The sequence below is a fragment of the Enterococcus sp. AMC2644 genome, from assembly GCF_058216475.1.
On sequence record NZ_CM177095.1, the window covers coordinates 949356 to 971002 of the forward strand.

17 protein-coding genes are annotated in these 21647 nt (G+C 34.4%); 2 read left to right on the forward strand and 15 right to left on the reverse strand.

The genetic code is table 11. The features are described 5' to 3' along the window. Positions 1 to 9 precede the first annotated feature (9 nt). Genes fliI through flgB form a run of 7 tightly spaced genes read right to left on the reverse strand, consistent with a single transcriptional unit; the run spans position 10 to position 6004 of the window. On the reverse strand, positions 10 to 1347 hold the full coding sequence (gene fliI / locus AC4BC5_RS04615; protein WP_490497002.1) for a flagellar protein export ATPase FliI: 1338 nt from the start codon (positions 1345 to 1347) through the stop codon (positions 10 to 12). A gap of 7 nt (positions 1348 to 1354) precedes the next feature. Further along, on the reverse strand, positions 1355 to 2167 hold the full coding sequence (locus AC4BC5_RS04620; protein WP_490497003.1) for a FliH/SctL family protein: 813 nt from the start codon (positions 2165 to 2167) through the stop codon (positions 1355 to 1357). Beyond that, positions 2151 to 3155: a flagellar motor switch protein FliG gene (gene fliG / locus AC4BC5_RS04625; RefSeq protein WP_490497004.1), complete on the reverse strand. Its 1005-nt coding sequence runs from the start codon at positions 3153 to 3155 to the stop codon at positions 2151 to 2153. The genes AC4BC5_RS04620 and fliG overlap by 17 nt, the downstream gene beginning before the upstream one ends. A 16-nt stretch (positions 3156 to 3171) precedes the next feature. Next, complete coding sequence (gene fliF / locus AC4BC5_RS04630; protein ID WP_490497005.1) at positions 3172 to 4797, reverse strand: flagellar basal-body MS-ring/collar protein FliF; 1626 nt, start codon at positions 4795 to 4797, stop codon at positions 3172 to 3174. Positions 4798 to 4831: 34 nt separating this feature from the next. Continuing rightward, positions 4832 to 5152, reverse strand: a complete 321-nt coding sequence (gene fliE / locus AC4BC5_RS04635) for a flagellar hook-basal body complex protein FliE (RefSeq protein WP_490497500.1) — start codon at positions 5150 to 5152, stop codon at positions 4832 to 4834. Between the two features lie 15 nt (positions 5153 to 5167). After that, positions 5168 to 5611, reverse strand: a complete 444-nt coding sequence (flgC, locus tag AC4BC5_RS04640; RefSeq protein WP_490497006.1) for a flagellar basal body rod protein FlgC — start codon at positions 5609 to 5611, stop codon at positions 5168 to 5170. Positions 5612 to 5629: 18 nt separating this feature from the next. Next, on the reverse strand, positions 5630 to 6004 hold the full coding sequence (flgB, locus tag AC4BC5_RS04645) for a flagellar basal body rod protein FlgB (RefSeq protein ID WP_490497007.1): 375 nt from the start codon (positions 6002 to 6004) through the stop codon (positions 5630 to 5632). Between the two features lie 598 nt (positions 6005 to 6602). On the opposite strand from flgB, the gene AC4BC5_RS04650 reads away from it, so the two are divergent. Continuing rightward, entirely contained in the window at positions 6603 to 8651 is a 2049-nt protein-coding gene (locus AC4BC5_RS04650; protein ID WP_490497008.1) for a methyl-accepting chemotaxis protein, read from the forward strand. A 116-nt stretch (positions 8652 to 8767) separates the two neighbouring features. Here the strand turns inward: AC4BC5_RS04650 and AC4BC5_RS04655 are convergent, their stop codons facing one another. The 3 genes from AC4BC5_RS04655 to AC4BC5_RS04665 form a co-directional block, all read right to left on the reverse strand. Beyond that, the gene (locus AC4BC5_RS04655; RefSeq protein ID WP_490497009.1) at positions 8768 to 9046 is read right to left on the reverse strand and encodes a rhodanese-like domain-containing protein; all 279 of its coding nucleotides are present in this window, start codon (positions 9044 to 9046) and stop codon (positions 8768 to 8770) included. A 60-nt stretch (positions 9047 to 9106) separates the two neighbouring features. Next, positions 9107 to 11059: a heavy metal translocating P-type ATPase gene (locus tag AC4BC5_RS04660; RefSeq protein ID WP_490497010.1), complete on the reverse strand. Its 1953-nt coding sequence runs from the start codon at positions 11057 to 11059 to the stop codon at positions 9107 to 9109. 310 nt (positions 11060 to 11369) lie between these two features. Next, entirely contained in the window at positions 11370 to 12776 is a 1407-nt protein-coding gene (locus AC4BC5_RS04665) for a helix-turn-helix domain-containing protein (RefSeq protein ID WP_490497011.1), read from the reverse strand. Between the two features lie 697 nt (positions 12777 to 13473). Between AC4BC5_RS04665 and AC4BC5_RS04670 the strand changes: the two genes are divergently transcribed. Further along, positions 13474 to 14961 (forward strand): helix-turn-helix domain-containing protein, encoded by a 1488-nt coding sequence (locus AC4BC5_RS04670; protein WP_490497012.1) that lies wholly within the window; start codon positions 13474 to 13476, stop codon positions 14959 to 14961. 112 nt (positions 14962 to 15073) lie between these two features. Here the strand turns inward: AC4BC5_RS04670 and AC4BC5_RS04675 are convergent, their stop codons facing one another. The 5 genes from AC4BC5_RS04675 to AC4BC5_RS04695 all read right to left on the reverse strand — a co-directional run bounded on the left by AC4BC5_RS04675 (position 15074) and on the right by AC4BC5_RS04695 (position 21451). Continuing rightward, positions 15074 to 17257, reverse strand: a complete 2184-nt coding sequence (locus AC4BC5_RS04675) for an alpha-galactosidase (RefSeq protein ID WP_490497013.1) — start codon at positions 17255 to 17257, stop codon at positions 15074 to 15076. 38 nt (positions 17258 to 17295) lie between these two features. Next, positions 17296 to 18126: a carbohydrate ABC transporter permease gene (locus AC4BC5_RS04680; protein ID WP_490497014.1), complete on the reverse strand. Its 831-nt coding sequence runs from the start codon at positions 18124 to 18126 to the stop codon at positions 17296 to 17298. A gap of 11 nt (positions 18127 to 18137) precedes the next feature. Further along, entirely contained in the window at positions 18138 to 19010 is an 873-nt protein-coding gene (locus tag AC4BC5_RS04685; RefSeq protein WP_490497015.1) for a carbohydrate ABC transporter permease, read from the reverse strand. A gap of 9 nt (positions 19011 to 19019) precedes the next feature. Then, entirely contained in the window at positions 19020 to 20279 is a 1260-nt protein-coding gene (locus AC4BC5_RS04690) for an extracellular solute-binding protein (protein ID WP_490497016.1), read from the reverse strand. Between the two features lie 146 nt (positions 20280 to 20425). Then, a complete protein-coding gene (locus tag AC4BC5_RS04695) occupies positions 20426 to 21451 on the reverse strand; it encodes a LacI family DNA-binding transcriptional regulator (protein WP_490497017.1) in 1026 nt (341 codons plus the stop codon). Between the last annotated feature and the right edge of the window lie 196 nt (positions 21452 to 21647).

The following is a 21647-nucleotide window of genomic DNA, read 5'->3' on the forward strand; positions in this document are numbered from 1 at the left end:
CCTACTTTCCTATCCTCGAATAGCTGATACATCACTAAATAAAGCATGTAATTTCATAACTGTTTGTTCATAATCAGAAGGTTCTTCTACTTGTTGACGCAGAAAGGTCTGAATGGGTTGATGTAACGAAATTGCATAATCTACCATAGCATTACTTCCTTTTTGATAAGCACCAATGTCAATTAGGTCTTTTGCTTCCGAATATGCAGCCATATTCTCTTTTAGTTCTCCCGCATGCTTATGATGTTCAGGAGAAACCAAGCTTTTCATCAAACGACTCAGACTATTTTGGATATCAATCGCTGGATAGTGATTTTGTGAAGCAATTTTACGTGAAAGTAAGATATGTCCATCTAAAATCCCACGTACAGCGTCAGCAATTGGTTCATTCATATCATCGCCCTCAACCAAGACCGTATAAAATGCTGTAATCGAGCCTTTGTCAGACATGCCACTACGTTCTAACAATTTTGGTAAAGCTGTAAATACAGAAGGTGTATACCCTTTAGTTGTTGGAGGTTCTCCAATAGACAACCCTATTTCTCGTTGCGCCATAGCAAAACGAGTAACCGAATCCATCATGAGCACAACTTTCTTTCCTTGATCCCGAAAATATTCAGCAATTGCTGTGGCAACATGCGCCCCTTTTAAACGAACCAATGGTGGAGAATCTGAAGTCGCACAAACAACAACAGATTTTTTATATCCTTCACTTCCCAAATCATTTTCAATAAACTCTTTAACCTCACGACCACGTTCACCAATTAAGCCAATCACAATCACATCTGCGTCACAGTAACGAGCAACCATTCCTAGCAATGTACTTTTCCCTACACCACTTCCAGCAAAAATCCCCATACGTTGACCTTCACCAACCGTCATAATACCGTCAATTGCACGCACACCTGTGCTCATAATTTCTGAAATCCGCTTGCGTTTAAATGGATCAGGTGAATCATTAATGACTTCATAGTCAGGACTTTTTTCATCTAAAACTAATTCATCTAATGGTCGTCCTAGTCCATCAAGTGTATGACCAAGCAATGCATCGTTTACTTTTACAGTCAACGATCTCCCCGTTGCTTTCACTAAACATCCTGGCCCAATTCCTTCTAACTCATCTAAAGGCATTAACAAAACTGTTTGTTTCACAAAACCCACAACTTCGGATAAGGCTATTTTATTGCTATTACGGATTTTAATTTCACAAATTTCTCCAACAAATACATCCAAACCTTCAACTTTTATAATTAAACCAACAACCTCACTAACTTTTCCAAATACAGAAAAAAAGGAATGTCTTTTGGCTTGCTCTATATAAGCATCAATTGGTAATGTTAATTCCATTATTTCTTCATTCCTTTGTCAATTGGTTTAAAAATCGGTTTAGTTCTTTCTCTAGTTCAAAAGTTATCAGTGATTCATCCGATTCGACAGATAAATCATAACGCCCTATCTGCTCGTCTTTTAAAATTAGGAACCTTAAAAAAGGCATTTCTCGTTTTTTCGATTCCATTTTTTCTACCAATAGATCATAATAGCGTTCATTTGCTCGGATAATTATTAATTGGTCAGGTTTTTCTAGTTTAATCAATATCGGTTCAACGATTTTTAAAATCGTCTCCTCATCTAGTTCTAATTTGGTTTGAATTAATTCTTGTGTCATTTCAACACTCAGTCGAACGATTTCTTGACGTTTTTCTTGGATATACCGTGTACTACTTGTTATTGCTTCTTGAAAGGATTGCTTAGCTTGGCTAACTAACCCTTCTGTTTCTTTTTTTGCCCGGTCGATTCCTTCACCATGACCTTGTTGAAACCCTTGCGCATGGCCTTCTGCTAACCCAGTTTGCTGCGCCTGCAATTGTTGCTGTTCTGCTTCTAGTTCTGCAGCTTGTTTAATTTTTTCAGCTTCTAATAAAGCTGACTGTTTAATTTTTTCAGCCTCTTCATGTGCTTCTTGCAAAATAGTTGCTTTCATTTCTTCGAGTTGCTGCAGTTGTCGTTGTTCTTTTGAAAGTTGCTGGATGCTACTTTTTTGTTTGGTCAAATTAGTTGCTGGTTCTTTTTTTGCTGGAATAATTGGTCGGGTAGTAACAATCGATTTAGTTGTGGCACTTTTATCCACTACTGAACTTTTAAGCAAAGAATTATTTGACCACTGCATCTTGCTCGCCTCTTCCAATATAAATCTCACCAGCTTCGTCTAATCTACGAATAACTGCAACTACATGTTGTTGTGCCTCTTCGATTGCGGATAATCGTGTAGGACCCATAAATTGAATTTCTTCTTTTATATTTTGAACTGCACGACTTGATAAGTTTGCAAAAATAAATTCACGAATATCTTCGGTTGTTCCTTTCAGTGCAAGCACCAACATATTATTGTCGACATCACGCAACACTTTTTGGACATCTAAACGATCCAAACCAACAATATCCTCGAAAGTAAACAAACTTGATTTGACCTCGTTTGATAGGTCTGGATGACGTTTTTCTAAATCGGATAAAATATTCTTCTCCGTACCACGACTTGCCGAATTTAAAATCTCAACAAGAGTATGAACACCACCCACATGCTCTGTACTGTTTTCCATAACGTTCGAGAATTTATTTTCAATTACACTTTCGATACGACGAATCACTTTCGGTGAAGTACTAGAAATCATTCCGATTCTTTCTGCAATTTCTACTTGAAGTTTATCTGGAAACTGTGACAGCACGGTTGCCGCTTTTTCTGGTTGCATATAGCATAAAATTAAAGCCACAGTTTGAGGATGCTCAGTTAAAAGTAAATTGGTTAATTGTTGAACATCGGCTTTACGAACGATATTAAATGGACGTTCTCTTAATTGAATTTGGTTTAATACGTCAATAACATCTTTTGCTCGTTGCGGGCCTAACGCTTGGTTTAACAATTCTTTTGCATAATCGATTCCACCATCTAAAACATATTGCCTAGCACTGGATGTCTCAATTAGTTCTTCTAATACAGCATTTCTTTCTTCTGGGCTAACTAAATCAGTATTCGCGATTTCATAGCTGACCTTGCGAATGACGTCTTCTGGCAATAACTTCATAATTTTAGAGGAGGTCTCTGAACCAAGTGAGATTAATAAAATTGCTGCTTTTTTTATACCGTCAATAGTATCCATCTTGCTTTCCCTCCATCTATTTTTCCTTTGTCCATGCACGAATCAATTCAGCAGCAATTTCAGGGTTTTCATTGGCAAATTGTTTTGCACGTTTATCTCTGTCAACTACTTTCGACTTCGTACGATTTGTTTGCGGCTCTTCTTCAACTTCATCAGCGTAATCATTGGACGCTGATAATGGATTTACCATTGAAGCAATCGAATCCACTAAATCAGTTTCTGTAGGCATAGTTTGCGTACGTTCATTGAAGTTCGGTATTACTTCTTCCATAAGCTCTTCTTCATCATCTACTAAGAAATCATCTTGTCTGCGTCTACGTAATACAGAAAAAATGCCTAGCGTAATGAGAGAAACTACTAGAACTCCTCCACCAATAGCTAGATAAATCCATAAATTATTTAAGATATTTGCTTGATTTGTCGTTGTTGGATTTCCTTCAGCAGCGGCTTCTGCTTGTGTGAAAGTTACACCTTGAATCGCAATTTCATCTCCACGCTCTTCATCATAACCAACTGCCGATGCTACTAAAGTCCGCACTTCTTGCTGAACATCCGCTGGTAAGTTTCCACTTATCACAACTGAGCTCGTCATTCGTTCAATCATTCCAGGAGCACTAATTGTTTTAGTAGTCTCAGTATCCAGTTCATTATTGACATCTCGGCGATATGTCCGATTTCCTTCTGCATCATCACCCGTTACGACTGTCACGTTATCATTTGCTTGACCTGTTTGCGCTTCCTGAATAGCATCTGCAGAACCCGTCGCTTCTACACTCTCACTACGAATTTCAGGATTATTATACGTTGTTCGAGTACTTTCTACCGAATCAAAATCTAAATCAACATTAATGGAAACTTGCAAATTTTCTGCGCCATAGATTGGTTCCAACAATTTTTTTACTTTCTTTTCCAATGTTTCTTCATATGAATTCTTAATACTGATATAACGGTCACTGCTGTTAGATAATGAGTTCTCCTCTCCATCACCAGCTAGCACTTTGCCATTACCATCAACGACTTTTACGTTCTCAGGTTTTAAATTTTCTACTGCTCCTGAAGCAAGAGTTACAATTCCTTGGATTGCAGAATCAGAAACTTGCTTATTTAAAGTTAAAATAATAGACGCTGTCGCATCTTTTTTTTCGCTACTAAAAACGCCATCATCAGGGGTTACTAAAATAACTTTTACTTTTTGAACACCGTCTAATGAACCAATAGCACGTTCTAATTCACCAGTCAAAGCCCGTTGATACATTACTTTACGGTCTTCATCTGTCGTCATCATATCTGATTGATCGAATAATTCGAAGCCAGTGGAACTATCTGGTAATTTATTTTCTACTGCTAAATCAATACGATAACCATCAATTTCTTTTTGATCAATCAGAATAGTGTTCCCGTTATCTTCTAATTTGTAAGCAATCTTTTTTTCTTTTAAATCATTTACGATTATTCCTGCATCAGCTTGACTCAAATCCGTAAAAAGTACACCGTATTCGACTTTCGTGTTTATATAGTAAAAGGCACCAATAACAATGAACAAACTCATTATTCCCAAAAGAATCATTCGTCTCATCATTGCACTGAGGTTTTGCCACTTATCTTTTATTTGTTCCAACCACTCATTTACCCTGGCACCCATTTATTCCATCCTTTCAGGCGTTTAATTTACTGCACTAAAATTGCATATTTTTAATATCATTATAGGCTTCTAAACATTTGTTCCGAATCTGCACGGCTGTTTGTAACGACAATTGTGCTTCAGTCATATTAATCATGACTTTGGCTAAATCATTTTCATCACCCGAAATAACACGCATCGTATCATTATCGATGACATTCATGTTTTGATTCAAGCCAGCAATTGCTTCTCCCAAATGAACACCAAAGGATTTTTCTGATGCTGTGTTGTTCTCGGAAAGCGTTGGAACTCCCACTGATGATTGCAGCTCTCTCACTTGATTTTGATAATCCATTAAACCTTGGATGTTAGAAATATTATTCATTTATTTTTACTCCTTGGAAATTTCTAATGCTTTTCGTAGCATACTTTTATTCATTTCAACTGCAGAAGCATTCGCCTCATATGTACGTAGAGCTTGTATCATATCAACCATTTCATCTGCCATATTGACATTCGATTGTTCAACATAGCCATTTTCATCTGCATCTGGATTTGTCGGATCATAACTAGTGCGTACTGTCTGGTCCTCTGTAATCCCAGAAATACGCACACCATAACTCATTCGATTTGTAGCTAATGAATTTCTTTCGCGCTCTGTTGTAGAAATATTCTTTAAGCTTTCCGCAAAATCAATTGATTTTTTGCGATAAGCGCCTCCCTCAGGCGTACGTGTCGTATTTACATTTGCAATATTTGTTGAAATCGTATCTAATTTCAATCGTTCTAAAGCAAGACCACTAGCATTAATATTTAAACCGTTAAAGATACTCATTTGTTTGCCCCTCTGCTATTAGTTACTCAATACATAGTTCAACATTTTATACCTACCATTTAGTTGAGACGTTAGTGCATTATAATACAGACCATTTGTCGCTTGATTAATCATTTCTACTTCTAAATCAACATTATTTCCATTGGCCTTTACGCTGTGGGTATTACTTTCTATCACTCGAGGATTTAACATTGTAGAATTATTTAAATGTTTTTCATTAGTTCTACTTAAATTAAACTGATTTTGACCGATAGCTTTTTGTAGTTGGTTTTCAAATTCAACACGTTTTGCTTTATACCCATTAGTATTAACGTTCGCAATATTACTAGAAATCAATTCAGCTCGTGTTGTTGAAACTTGCATCGCAGTTTTCAATAAATTGTATGTATCCAATTTATATAAACCTCCTTTTATTAAGTTCTCATTTTTAGTTTGATATTATTAAATATTTATGTTTTTTATCTCGAATCTCATCAAACAAATCTAAAAAAAAGTTCTAAAACAATCTAGAAAAAAGTTGTTTTAGGAACATTACAAAGCAATATACATCTTAAAGTTAATTTATCTGTTTTTTCTTTTTTTTTGAAATTTTTATACAATTCAAAATATGGTCATCTTATTATAAAGTTCTAATATAAGATTTGCAATAGAAATTTTAAATCAAAACTGAATTTTTCTATAAAAAAAACTGATTCGAATGAACGAAAAAGCATATAAGGTCAAGGAACTGGAAATTCAACGTGTCTTTTTTCAAAAAATATCTTTTGCTATTTTATATTTTCCTATTGATATTTTTATTTTTTTCAAAAATACTTCCAATCAATTCTCAAAAAAATGTTCCTTTTGCATTGTTCAGCTAATTATATTTTTGTTCTTCTCAAATAAAATTAAATTTCACATTAACTATCATTAGATAACAACCGATTTAGTGTAAGCAAGTCCACAACTAGCAAGTTGTAATGATTAATTTTTAAAGAAAAGAGGAAATAAAGTGAAAAAAAAGCAAAAAAGTATCGGTAGACTGATTTTACTGTTTTTAATTTCGTTAATTCTAATACCGATTCTTATTATGTTGTTTAGTTCGTATAACATCACTACCAATTTGTTACAAGAACGAAATCATGTAACACAAGTCAGTGCTACTCGTGCAGTTATTACTGAAAAAGATAACTTGTTAAATAAAACTAGAGAACGTTTTGAAAAAATCAGTCAAATGCCAAACTTTCAAAACGATTTTGATTTAGCAAAAATCCATGAAACAATGGAATTAGTGACTTACGGAGATACTGAAATCAAAGGAATGACTTTTGCTACGTCAGACGATAAGTTCACTTCACTAAGTGAGTTGCCAAGTGATTTTAAACCAAGTACACGACCTTGGTTTAAAGCAGCTGTAGAAAAAAATGGTGATTCTGTATGGTCACCACCATACGAAAATGCGGCGATAGAAAAAAATTATTTAACAACTGTTTCCAAAGTTATTACCAACAAAAATGGTGATTGGGGCGTCCTAAGCATGAATATTTCTTATGACGGTATTTCTCAATTATTAAATGACTTTATTGTTGGACGAACTGGGTCGATGACTTTAATTTCAGATTCAGGAATTATCGTTGCTGATATTGATCCTTCTCGAATTGGAGCAGATATCTCGAATACTAAAATTTTCAAACAAATCTCTACTTCTTCTCAAAATGAAGGTTCTGTTAAGATTAACGAAGAGGGTATCGCAAGTATTTATTTTGATAAAGGTCGTGAAGGTAGCCACAGTTTTGTTTACACTGCAATCACCGAAGATGAGTACGCTGTGGAAACACGCACATTGATTATAAACTTTATTATTATCGATGTGATTATTGCAACAATCGTTACCTTCATTACTGTTTTTTTCCTCAGTGTTGTCAAAGAAATTATTGCTGTTTTTGAAGCGCATTTTAATGAGTTGAAAATTGGAACGTATCGAAAAATCAAAAAGAATGATAAGCAAAAAGCTAAGAACTTCAATCTATTAAATAAAGTGCGACGTTATGTTTATCCAGATAAAAAAGGTACAGAAATCCATCGTCTAGCTGCGAACTATAACGATATGATTGATGGCATAATTGGTATCGTTACGCAAGTTCGCCAAGAAAGCGAACATGTTGCAACGATGTCTGAATCATTATTTGAGTTATCTCAACAAACGAATTTAGCTACAAACGAAGTAACAGAAACGATTACAGGAATTGCTGAAGTAACAGGTAATCAAGCACAAGAAACTGAACATAGCGTTTCACAATTACAGCAGCTTTCTGATGTTGTCCAAGAATTAACCACAAATGTTACCACCATGAATGATCAATCCCAAGAAGCTTCTAGCATTAATCAACAAAGCATGTCTGTTATGAACGAAGTGAATTCTAGTTGGCAACATGAAATGAATCAAATGGAAATTTTAGTCGATAGCATGAATGGGATGAATCAAAGTATTCAAGCTATCAACCAAATTATTAATGTTATTAATGATATTTCTTATCAAACGAACTTATTGGCTTTAAATGCTTCCATTGAAGCTGCACGCGCTGGTGAGTCTGGTAAAGGTTTTGCAGTTGTCGCTTCTGAGATCCGTCAGCTAGCTGAGCAAAGCAAAGATTCAACCAAAGAAATTGAATCAATTATTGCTACAATCCAAGGACAATCTTCTGAGATGGTCAATCAGGCTTCTCGTTCATTAGATGGCGGAGAAAAACAAACCCGTTTAATTGAACAAGCAATTACTTCCTCACAAGAAGTATATAAGCGTAGCACTGCAATGATTGATGGGATTCGCGAAATTGAAAATTCAACAAACCGGATTGTTGACATTCAAAATGTTGTGTTAGAAAATTTAGAAAGCATTTCAGCATCGACAGAAGAAAATGCTGCTGGTACGCAAGAGGTATCCGCAAATGCCGAAGAAGTATTAGCAACAATGGAAGAATTTGTTGGACATGTAAGTGATCTAAAAAGGATTGCTAACTCTTTAAAACAAAACATGAACAGTGTGACAATTATTGAATAGAAATAAAAAAAGAACGACCTAGCCTTAACAAATAAAATGGGCCCTAGATAATAGTTCACTGACAGTTTTATCAGTGTCTATTATCTAGGGCCCATTTTTCCTATTGTTCTTTTTTATTAATATGCCTTCATACCACCCTCAACATTCACCACATCATACCCTTCTTGTGCTAAAAACTCACAGGCTTGACTAGAGCGAATGCCTAATGTGCAAATAATATAATAGGTTGTTTCATAATCCAGCTCATTTAATTTTGTAGGCAATTCATGCAGAGGGATATTGATAGCTTCGGACAAATGATTTTGTTCAAATGGTTCTTTATCACGAACATCCAGAATTGCAATATTTTCTTGACGTTTAATTTTAAATTCTTCGATGGAAATAGACGGATACATTTGCTCACTCCTTCAATTCAGTTGCTTTGATACTAACGAATTGAATACTATTTGTCAAAATTACTTACCTTTAATCGGAATCAATAAACGTAATCCATTTAAAATGACAATTAATGTACTTCCCTCATGCGCGAGCACACCAATACCAATATCCATTTTTCCTAACATATTTAAGATAATCAGTAACACTACAATACACATGGAGAATAAGATGTTTTGCCAAACAACCTTATCTAATTTTTTAGAAAGTTGATGAGCGTACTTAAATTTGAGCAAATCATTTTGCATAATGACTGCATCTGCAACATCAATAGCGATATCTGTCCCATCTCCCATAGCAAAACCGATATCCGCTTGAACTAACGCTGGTGCATCATTCACACCATCACCTACCATCACTGTTTCGCCATATTTTTCTTGAAGAGACATGATAATAGCCGCCTTGTTTTCTGGCAAAACGTTTCCTGCCACCTCATCAATCCCTAGTTGATTAGCTACCGCTTCACCTGTTTTAACCGCATCACCTGTAATCATCGTCGTATGAATGTTTTGTTGTTGCAAATATTGTATGACTTTTTTTGCTTGCTCATTTGGTGTATCCATCATAGCAATCATTCCTACAACAACTTCATTTTCTGCAAAATAAACAACTGTTTTGCCTTCATTTGCCCATTTCAATAGCTTTTCTTGAATTTCATCTGATACTTGTTCAAAGGAAGCTGGTTTCCCAATACGATAATTTTTCTCTTGATAGTTAGTGACTAAACCTTTACCAATTTCATTCTTCACGTCTAAATTTAATGAAGTTGATTGACCAAATTTATTTAAGATAGCTTTTGCTAAAGGATGATTGGCATTTTTTTCCATGGTAATAATAATTTCTTGCCAATATTTTTGTTTTTGATTATTAACAAAATACGTATCTGTTACCACTGGTTTCCCTTTGGTTAATGTTCCGGTTTTATCAAAGGCTACAGCTTTAACATTTGTTAAATTAGCAAGATAAGAACCTCCTTTAAAAAGGACTCCACGTTTTGCTAAGTTTGAGATTCCTGATAAAGTTGCAGGAATTGCGCTAGCAGCCAAGGCACAAGGAGAAGCGGCAATTAACAAGACCATCCCACGATAAAAGCTCGTATTCCAATCCCAGTTCAATAAAAACGGTGTAACTAAGATAAATAATGGTACAATAGCTAAAACAATTTTGACATAAATGGGTTCAATCTTTTTTATCTTTGTGGCTGTTTTAGATAAGTTACTTTGTGACTGATTGACTAGTTGTAAGATCTTAGCAAATACCGTCTCGCTACTATCTTTAGTCACAGACATGACAAAGGTGCCCGCACCATTAATTGTACTGCCAAATACTTCATCGCCAATTGTTTTTTCTCTAGGAATACTTTCGCCACTAATGGAAGCTTCATCAATCGAGCTAACGCCCTCGACAATTCGCCCATCAGTTGGAATTTGATCACCTGGAAGAACTTTTAGTTGCTGACCAATTTGTAGCTGATCGACAGAAACTAAAATTGTTTCACCATTTGCTTGAATGAGACGTGCTTCAGTTGGATTCATTTTTAATAAATTAGTAATTTCACGACGACTGCGTCCTTCTGCATACTCCTCTAGAAAATGAGCTCCTGCAAAAATTAGAATAAGTAACGCACCTTCATCAAAATCACCAATAATAGCAGCACCTAATGCAGCTAAAGTCATCAAAATATGAACATTAGGTTGAAATTTTTTCAAGCGAATAGAATCTGTAATCGTTTCGCCAAAACCTTCTAAAATGATATGATAACCTGCTGTTAACATGCTGATTGTAAAAAGACTATTTGTAAAAACGAAAGAAAAGTTCCCAATGATAGCAATCAAATAGATAACTAATCCTAACACATATAAATAAACAGGTAAGAGCCCATGCGAATGATTATGTCCATGATGATCATGGTGTGCATGATTATGTTCATCATGACATTCTTTATTATGAGTATGTTTGTTCATTGTTTCCATGATGGTTTCCTTCTTTCTTGAAATCGCTTCATATGATTATTCAAACATTTGTTCATTTACAGAATACATGAATATGTATTCATTTGTCAAACGATATCCTAAAAACAAAAAATAACCGCCTAAACATATTAGACAGTTAAAAATTTGATTGAAGCCTATAAAGAAACGTATCTCTTCCTATCATTGTATTTTAAAAGAATGCAACAAGCGAAAAAGCAATGCTTGTACCGACAGATAAAAGCATTGCACCTATGAAGAGTCTTTTAAAACCTAGTTTCCTATGTTTAAGATAGTCTCTTTATTGTAAAATTCATACTAATTTAGTATAAGATAAAAATTCTTGCAACTGTACTGACAACATCAATAAGTCTTTTTCGGAAACCCAAGAATTAATCACCAAGACTTTTTGATCTTTCCCAAAATTCGCACGATTAATTTCTTCCGTAATAATTGTGAAATCAGCCTCTAGAAAATCATCAACAAATTCAATTACAATTTTCCCCATAAAATATCGATAAATTTTATTTTTAATCAGTTGTAGAGAACTTGCTAAAGCTCTAGAATAAATAGCAATTTTCACTTTCTCAAAAGTTTGTTCTAGCGGAATAAAATTTTGATACATCAAATAACTTTGACATTTGACAAATTCATTAAAATCTTGGTTTTCTTTGCTATAACTCTGCCAAAATGTTTGAAATTGACGATTGAATAAGGTGTCTTCTCTATTCGCATCTTCAATCGAAATCGAATACAACACAGAATGCAATCCACCGTCTAAAAAATGATATTTCTTAATAAGATATAAGCGTTGAAACATTGTATAAATCATATTTTTTTCTGATGGGAGTAACATCCGGTACTTTTTTTCAAAAATAGCAATCCAACTTTGGGCTTTAAACTTAGTACGTGCATCCATTTTAACAGATAGTCCTTCTTGCTTTGGACACAATTCAAAACAATATAAAACAGTATGAAATAATTCCCAGTCTTTATTGCTCCAATCTTTTAACTCTGTCTTTAAAGGAACTTTATCTTTACGATTGCTTTTAGATAAATAGTAACCAATTTGTACCGATTGAGTAATAATAAATGCCCAAGTAGCCAATAAATGAACCATATAATTATTGGGCTCTACTGCTAACTCATGGGCCAATAAATGACCAATTTTATAATATTTTTCTTCCAATTCACTTGAATATACACTTTTCGTATAAGTTTGATAACCGTACATTAGTAAAAACAACATAATACGCACACTTTCTTCAGAGCCTACAATTTTCACTTGATTCGAAATACTAATATGTAAATCAAAGCGGTGCAGAAATTGATTAATCTGTGTAATCTTGCGACGTAATTTTGAAAAACTAATTTTTTGTTCTTTGCAAAAATCCTGCGATGAAAATGAACGTTCATAAATAAATTTTTTAAACACCTTGTATTCAAGGGTACTCGTTAAAATAATCTCAGAAATTTGATCCAGGTTCATTTCACCTCGACAAAGCCTGGTCCCGTAACGAGTCGAAGCTTCGATAAAGAATTGCTGATTCGGATAGACGCTTCTTAATTCTTGATTAATCTCTTGATAATATTTTCGCATTGTTTGATATTGTATACCTAAATATTCGGCAATCTTTTCACTATTAACATAACTTTCATGATTATCTAAATATTGAAGTAAATTCAATTTAATTTGTGTTTCTTTTGATAAACCAAACATAACTTCTCCCCTTTTTTACTGTTGATCTTTTAATACAGGAACTAATAATCGAATAGGTACGACAATCATTAAAATTAGAGGACATATATTTCGAGTATCGCCAATATAATCATATGTTCCGTTACCTTGTACAAAAAATATAAGTATAAAAAAAGCCAATATACAATCTAAACTTGTTAGCATAATTGCAATAGCTTTTTTTTGTGAGACAAGACTATACTTGCTAACAAACAAATATAGTGTTCCGCCATTTAATAGTAGTGAAGAACAGAATATTCCCAAATAAACAGCTAAACTTCCTTTTAAGACGTGAATGATTTGTGGATAGAACCTCTCTCCTATAGTCAATAACAGTAAATTAATTAAAATCAATTTGATCGACAAATAAATATAATGTTTAGTTCTAGCTTTTAACTTATGTGACACTGCGTCCACCGCCCCTTTGTTTTATAATCATTTTCTAATGTTTTTTCAAAAAATATAATATTTCCTCACAAAACATACTGATATTTTTATGTTATGATTATAAATAAACTTCTTTTTTAGCATCTATTTTCCAACGTACGTACTGATATAATAATAAAAACAATCTAAAAATGAAATTCCAATTTCCCAATAATTATTCGTCGTTTTTTAGAATACAGCTATCTTAAAATTAAATTAAAATTAAGAAACAATAATAGAAAGAAGGGCTAAAATGTTCGCATTACATGGAAGTGTCCGGCTGAAACGAGACATTCTTGAAATCTTAGAAAATACAGTTGACTATATTTCCACTAAAGAAATAACGGAAATGCTTGGTTACCCATCTTTTAACAGCGTAAAACAAGCTTGTACCGAGCTTAAACAACAATTCGAGCAATTATATACCCCAGATGAGGCTGAATTTCTTATTAAGGTTTCCGGTGGAATCAAACTTGTTCGCAACGGCGTCAATATCCAACGTTTAGCACAGCAATTATTGGTAAATGATATTGTCTATCCTTTATTATCAATTCTTTTCATTCAGCGAACAACTTCGACTGAATTATTTTTAGAAGAACACTTTATTTCTAGGACGGCACTTTATAACCGAACACGTCTGTTAAATACAATTTTGCATCAATATGGTCTACACATTTCTCTTTCTAGTCGAATTAGCATTACTGGGGAAGAAAGTCGTATTCGGATGTTTGCTTATATTTTTTTATTTATTGCTCATCGGATGTTTAAATATTTTCCTAATCATGAACAACAAACAGCATCCGAGCAATTAACTGCTGATATTTTTGAATACCTTGATATCCCACTTACTACTAATCAAAAGCAAATGCTCTCACTGCTAACTTTTGTAAATAATCTTGGTATTCTTCATGAACAATCGCTTACACCAGATGATTTGTTACTTCAATCTTTAAGCTCTGTAACTTATCCAGATAAACCTTCTTTTTTAACGCATTGGTCGGTTTCTGATTGGCAATTCTATCTTGCTTTTTTGTATATCTATAATTTGGTCGAATCCAAATATGATAGCTACCTTTTACTAAAAAATGAATTTTTATTTACCGAGGAAATTGAGGGTTGGTTAGAATTATTTGCAGAATATTTCTTTTCCTTACAGGGCTCAGAAAAAGAAGCTGCTCGTGTTTTGTTAGATAAGCATTTAATTTGTGCGATGAATTTTCCAATTGAAGAAGAATTATTAGATAATTTCAAAGGCGTCAATGAAAACACGGTTCGTGAACAGTTTCCTGAATTTATGGAACGCTTTGATTTATTTTGGCAAAAACTTTCAGCTAGAGAGATTATTTATCAAAAATCGGAATATGTTCGTCGAATGTCTTTATTAACGGCTATTAAACTTATCGACTTTGAACGAATGAAACCAACGATTACTATACATGTTTTTTCAGATGTTAGCGAACTACATAAAAACTATTTTCAAGTACGTTTGAAAAATAGTTTGTCTAATTATTCACTAATATTTATTGATGACTATCGAGAAGCAGAGCTAATTATAAGTACCATCGAATTTTTAGAAACGATAACTTCCCAGCAAAAATTATTACATGTGCGCATTAATTTCCCGATTCTTGATATGCTTTTAGTCGAACAGACTATCCGTGAAATAACTCGCATTTTTCCAGCAGATAAATTTGATGATTGCGACATAAACAAAAATAAGAATGCCCCCCTTGAACAATAGCGTATGCTATTACTTGTTTTTAGTAAATTTATGATTGGGCATTATTAAGTAATCTAGCGTTTTTTTTTACAAAATAACCAACCATGATTGCTTTCATGGTTGGTTACTCTCACTATACTTGCTGTAAATAGAAACGTTGTGTCGCATAATCGCCATGTAGTTCTGAATCAATATAAAAACCGAGATTCATTAATTCATCGCCAGCAAATGTGGTATCTTCCATTTGATAACTTGCGTCTTCTGCTAATCCTGCTAATTTCAATGTGACTAATGGATGCGCAGCCTCGGCTAGTACTCGGAAATAGAAGACCATGGCTTCTGTTTGATCTTTTGAGACAAACATCCATGCCGTATCATTACCTTCAAACGGACTTTTCAAACGATAAAAAGTTCCGAACTGTAAGAGTTGGCGATGTTTTTTATAAAAGGCAACCTGTTCTTTAATCTCTGCTTTTTCTGCAGAAGTTAATTGCGTTAAATCTAGCTCATAACCAAAAACACCAGCCATCGCTGCGTTGCCTCGAATTGTTAAACTTGTTTCTCTCCCTGTCTGATGGTTTGGTATAGCTGAGACATGCGCCCCCATGCTTGAGATTGGATAAACTAAACTGGTGCCGTATTGAATTTTCAATCGAGCCACGGCATCGGTATTATCACTTGTCCATGTTTGTGGCATGTAATACAAGAAGCCAGCATCAAAACGACCGCCCCCACCAGAACAACTTTCAAATAAAATATTAGGATAGTTAGTAGTTAACTTTTCTAAGAATTCATATAATCCTAACATATAACGGTGTGCTACCTCGCCTTGCATTGTTGGATCCAATAAAACAGAGTAAACTTCTGTCATATTGCGATTCATATCCCATTTCACATAATCAATTGGCACACGATCAAAAATCGCCGTCATTTGTTGATAGATAGCATCACGAACATCTTGTCTTGAAAAATCAAGAACATATTGACTACGACTGATTGAGCGGTCACGACCTGGAATGCCCAATGCCCAATCTGGATGCGCTCGGAACAATTCACTATCTTCAGAAACCATTTCCGGTTCAAACCAAATACCAAATTTCATGCCTTTCTCATGTACTTGTTTCGCTAAGTTTTCCAAGCCACAAGCAAGTTTGCCTACTGTTTCAACCCAATCACCTAATGAAGTGAGGTCATTTTCACGATTTCCAAACCAACCATCATCTAAAACAAACATTTCAATCCCCAGTTCTTTAGCATCATTGACAATATTCATAATTTTGTCTTCATTAAAGTCAAAATACGTTGCTTCCCAATTGTTGATTAAAGTTGGACGTTCTTGTAGACGATAGTTCCCACGAACTAAACGATGGTTATACAGTTCATGATACGTATGAGATAACGCATTTAGACCTTCATTACTATAAACCATCACGACTTCTGGTGTTTGGAACGTTTCGCCAGTTTTTAATTGCCAGCCAAAATTAAATGAATTAATTCCCATAATAACCCGAGTTTGCTCAAATGGGTCTTTTTGAATCACTGTTTCATGGTTTCCACTATATACGAAATTAAATCCATATGCTTCCCCTTGAAATTCATCCGTTTTGGGAGTAACTAAAGCCACAAAAGGATTTTGCTGGTGACTGCTTGAACCACGTTTACTATCCAGAACTTTAATTCCTGTATGAATTTTCTCTCTGGTCATTTGTCGTTCTCTTGCCCACGTACCATTTAAATGAATTAACTCTAATGGACGGTTTGCAAAGTCAATTGATTGACTGGCTAGACGATTAATCTCTACTGTTTCATCACTATTATTGACTAATTGGGTAGAGCGAATAATCGCACTGTGGTTTTGATAGATTGTATATAACAAATGTAAAGTTAGTCCACTGATAACATCTTTTAATTGAATAATCAGGGTTTCTGCTTCATTTTCATCTTCCGTATATAGGGCAGGTAAGCCAACTAAGCTAGGTTTTCCTTTTTGAATTTCGTAACTGTCATAACGAAAATCATTTACACGACTACCATTTGCTAATTTAATATTGTGTGCTGGTTCTCTAAAATCACCATGTCCATATCCTGGAAATTCTAATGGTAGCGTATCTAAAGATAACAACCGATCTTGCGCATTTGCATTATTTGGCGAAAAGGAACGATCTGTTCGTGGATAACGATAACCACCTGAATAGTGCCTAATCTTTTTCCCAAAATAAAGATGTGTTAAATAATTATTTTCTTCAATTCCTAATAAATAACTGATTTTTTTATTTTGCAAATGAAATGTTTGCGTTTGATTGTCAAATATAATCATAAGTTTGTAAACTCCTTTATAATGAAAATAATTTTTTACTATTTCACTGCTCCATTGCTCATACCTGCGATAATATTTCTTTGGAAAGTGAGATAAACTAGTGTAATCGTGACAATCCCTACTATATACGAAGCAAAACTTGGACCATAATCGTTAAAATATTGCCCCGTATAGTTATATTGAAACAATGGTAGTGTCCACATATTAGAATCACGATTTAAAATTAATAAAGGTAACATGAAATCATTCCAAAACCATAAAGCATTAAGGATAATAGTTGTCGCATGCATTGGTTTTAACATTGGGAAAACAATTTTAAAATAAGTGGTAAAGTGACTAGCCCCATCAATTTCTGCAGCCTCATCTAGGCTAATAGGGACATTTAGTTTAATAAAACCAACATATAAAAATAACGTCTGTGGTACGGCATATGTGAGATATAGCAAGATTAATCCCCACATATTTGCTAAACCAATTTTACTCATCATAACAGTAATCGGAATCATAATTACTTGGAATGGAACAAAAATTCCTAAAATTAAAAATAAATACATCAATCCGTATGCTTTTCCACGGTTCATTTTTCTAGCTAATGAATACGCAGCCATAGGAATGATTGCTGTCACAGCAACTACTGCAATGATCGTGATGATTGCAGAATTCCAGAAGTAATGACCAATTCCATCCGCTAACAATCTTCGGAAATTTTCCAAAGTCGCTGGGTTAGGAAAACTAAAGAAATTATTCATAATATCGGGTGTTGTTTTAAATGAACCGAATAACGTTGAGACTAAGGGAACTAAAATCATGAAGCCCCCTAACAATAAAAGCAAGTATTTATAAATATTTTTTTCTTTCGATGTTTTCATTGGGAAACCTCCTAGATTTCAAATTTTTTCGATAATTTTAATTGTGCCAGTGAAACAATCCCAATTAGGATAAATAAGACTAAAGCAATAGCATTCGCATAACCAAACTGGTTGTTTTTAAAAGCGTAATTATAAACAAGTAAACCCAAAGATGTTGTGGCATCGCTTGGTCCACCACCAGTTAAAGCAAAAATCTGATCGAATGCCGTTAAACCGCCTTTTAATGCCATAATAAATACCATTGAAATGCTTGGTAATAAGTAAGTGATTTCAATATTCCAAAAAATTTGCTTATCATTCGCCCCATCCATTCTAGCAGCTTCAATAATTTCTTGCGGAATACTTTGAAAACCCGCTAAAAAAATGATGACTGGCATGGCTATTCCTTGCCAAAGTAAAACAAAAATTACTGCAAAAATCGCTCCCCATGTTGTTCCTAAAAGACTGGTTTGTAAAAATTCAATGCCTAACATACTACCAATTTTTGGTAAACCATAGTTGAAAATTTGTTTAAATACTAAAGAAACAACAACGCCCGACAAGACTGCTGGAAAAAAGAACCATGCTCTAAAAAATGTTTTCCCTTTAATATTTGCGTTCAACGCCCGAGCAATCAAAATCCCAAAACCAATTTGTCCAGCAATCATGCAAATCGTCACAATTAAAGTGAAACCAATTGATTTGATAAACTTCGGATCAGAAAAAAGAATCTTATAATTGTTCAAACCAACAAAATCAAAATTATAAGTCAGACCAGTCCAATTAGTTAAACTGTAAAAAGCACCTTGAACCATCGGAAAGTAGAAAAAAACCATCTGCAAAATAATTGGAATTGCTACAAAAATGATTGCCCAGTAACGATTTAAAATTTTTTTTATTTTCATTTTATTTTCCTACCTTCCGTCAGCTTTCATTGGATTAAAGAAAGCATTTAATGCGTTAATCATGGCTTTTTGATTGCCATTGTGTAAATAATTGGTTGTTAAGGTATAAAAATCATTTTCACTATTCCAATCTTTGGCTAGCCAAACTAAATGACGATCAGTAAACGCAAGTTCAGTTAAACCACTCAATGGTGAATCTTGAGTATTTTCGATAACCCCCTCAACAGCACATGGTGCGCCATCTACATCATAATATTTCTGCATCGCTTCAGGCGTTGTCATATATTCTACAAAACGTTTGGCTTCTTCTTTATGTTGAGAAGTTGCAGAAACTGATAAGGCTAGATCTCCTGCACCAATCGTTAGACTTTGACCAGCTTCATCTGCTGGAAAAGGAAAAGTGGCTACTTCAAAATCTGGATTCTGTGAATTAATCATTGGCATTGCCCATGAACCATTCGGCATAATTAGCGCATCACCTTTTGTAAAAGTAACTACTGTATCGTTATAACCTGCACCTTGCCAGTTGTTTTGCAAAGCTTTCGGTTCTCTTAACAAATCTAACCGATTAAAATCTTTCTGCATTTCTTTGCTTTCAGCATTAATTCCATTAACTTCTGAGAAACGCCAAACATTGTTCGCTTCCTCTTCACCACCCGCAACAGTCGCTAAAGCTAGTTGGTGATAACCATTTAATGTCCAGCCTTCTGCGCCTGCAATCGCAAACGGTACCTTGTTTTGATTTTTAATTTCAGTTACTATTTCTTTAAATTCTGCCCAAGTTTCTGGTGCTTGAATCCCCATTTCCTCAAAAGCAGTTTTGTTATAGTAAAATCCATAGACATTAGCTGTCAATGGTATGCTATATACACGATCCTCAATAGCAAAACGTTGTGCATAGCCATTTTTGATATTCTCTAAATACGGTTCTTCAGTTAAATCTTCTAAATAACCTGCTTTCGCCCATTCTTTCAATTCTATGCTTTGGGGATACAGATTAATGACATCCGGTACATCGCCTGCAAGCATACGTGTTTTAATTACTTCACCTGCATTCGGTACATCCACAACTTTTACATGAATATCAGGGTTTTTTGCTTCAAAATCTTTAGCAATTTCTTGTATTGTCTGAGTCATTTCTTTTTTTTGATTAAAAAATTCTATTTCTACCTTACCGCTTGCGTCTTCCTGATTTTTTCCACAAGCAGTCAATGAGATTGTTGTTCCCAGTACCATACAAGCTAAAATGATTTTTTTAGACCATTTCATTTCATGCTCCTCCTTACACATTACGAATGCGTTTTCTTTTTTGTTAACAACACTATAACTGTTTACCAAGTGTTTTGTCAATATATTTTACTAAAAATATTAGTAAACAAAAAAGTAAACACCCGTTTATTTGGATGTTTACTTTTTTAATCGATATTTTTTTCGCTCTCTCTAACAATAATATTATTAGAAACAATGACTTGGATCGGAACTTTTCTGACTTCTTTTATTCGTTCATGAACAATACGAACTGCTAATTTACCAATTTCTTCTGTATTGACATTCACTGTGTTCAATGCAGGTGTTAAAAATTCTGCAACTTCAATATTGTCAAAACTGACAATCGAAATATCTTCTGGAATATGCAGACCATTCTTTTGAAGTGAACGATAAACACCTACAGCGATAGGATCATTGCCAACGATGAGCGCCGTTGGCAACTCTTTTTTAGCACATTCTTTTAGAAGTAAATCGGCTGATTGCATTCCATCAAGTGTCGTCCAGCCTTCTAAATACGTCTGAATATATTTTTCTAATCCCTTATCTTTCATCCATGTTTCATAAGCTGTTTTCCGATAATCATCATCTGACACATGTCTATGTCCCTGACTATCTAACCGAATACGTCTACCTCCGATAAAAGCAATGTTTCGATGCCCTTTTTTATACAACCGCTCTAAATGCTGATTGGTTGCTTTCGTTAAATCAGTGTAAACGGCATCCACTTCAGCTTCAATACTCGGATCATCAATAACCACAACGTTGGCATTAATTGCCAATACTTCTTTGATGACAGAAGGTAATACTTGCCCAATAATTAATACGCCCTGGCATTTAAGTAAATCATTTTTCTCTAACGGTGTTTCTGATAAGCGAATAATCTTTTTTAAATTGACTTTACTTTGTTCTGCTTCGACTTGAATTCCTCTGCGAATTGTTCGGAAATACGGATCTTCTAGCTCATCTACTTCAGAGACCGTGGTAATCAATGCAATATTGGTTAGATTTCTTGTTGCGGGATTTTTTTTGACATAATTATAAAAGTCAACCGATTCTGCAATCTTCCGTTTGGTTTCATCGGTTACTGAAAGCGTTGGGTCCTCATTTAATACTCGCGATACAGTTGCAATGGACACCCCCGCCCGTTTGGCAACGTCTCTAATTCCTACCATAGTAGTTCCTCTTTTCATTTTTGACAGTGTTTACTAAAATATAAGCATATTTTTTAGAAATAAGCAAATTCAAATAAATCACTAAAAAAAGGCCTGCGACATAAGAAAGCATAAGACGAAAACAGCCGAACAAAATAGCATAAGTTACGCCAAAGTAAGGCGAACTTGCGACGAAGATCAACTGGACCGTAGGAGT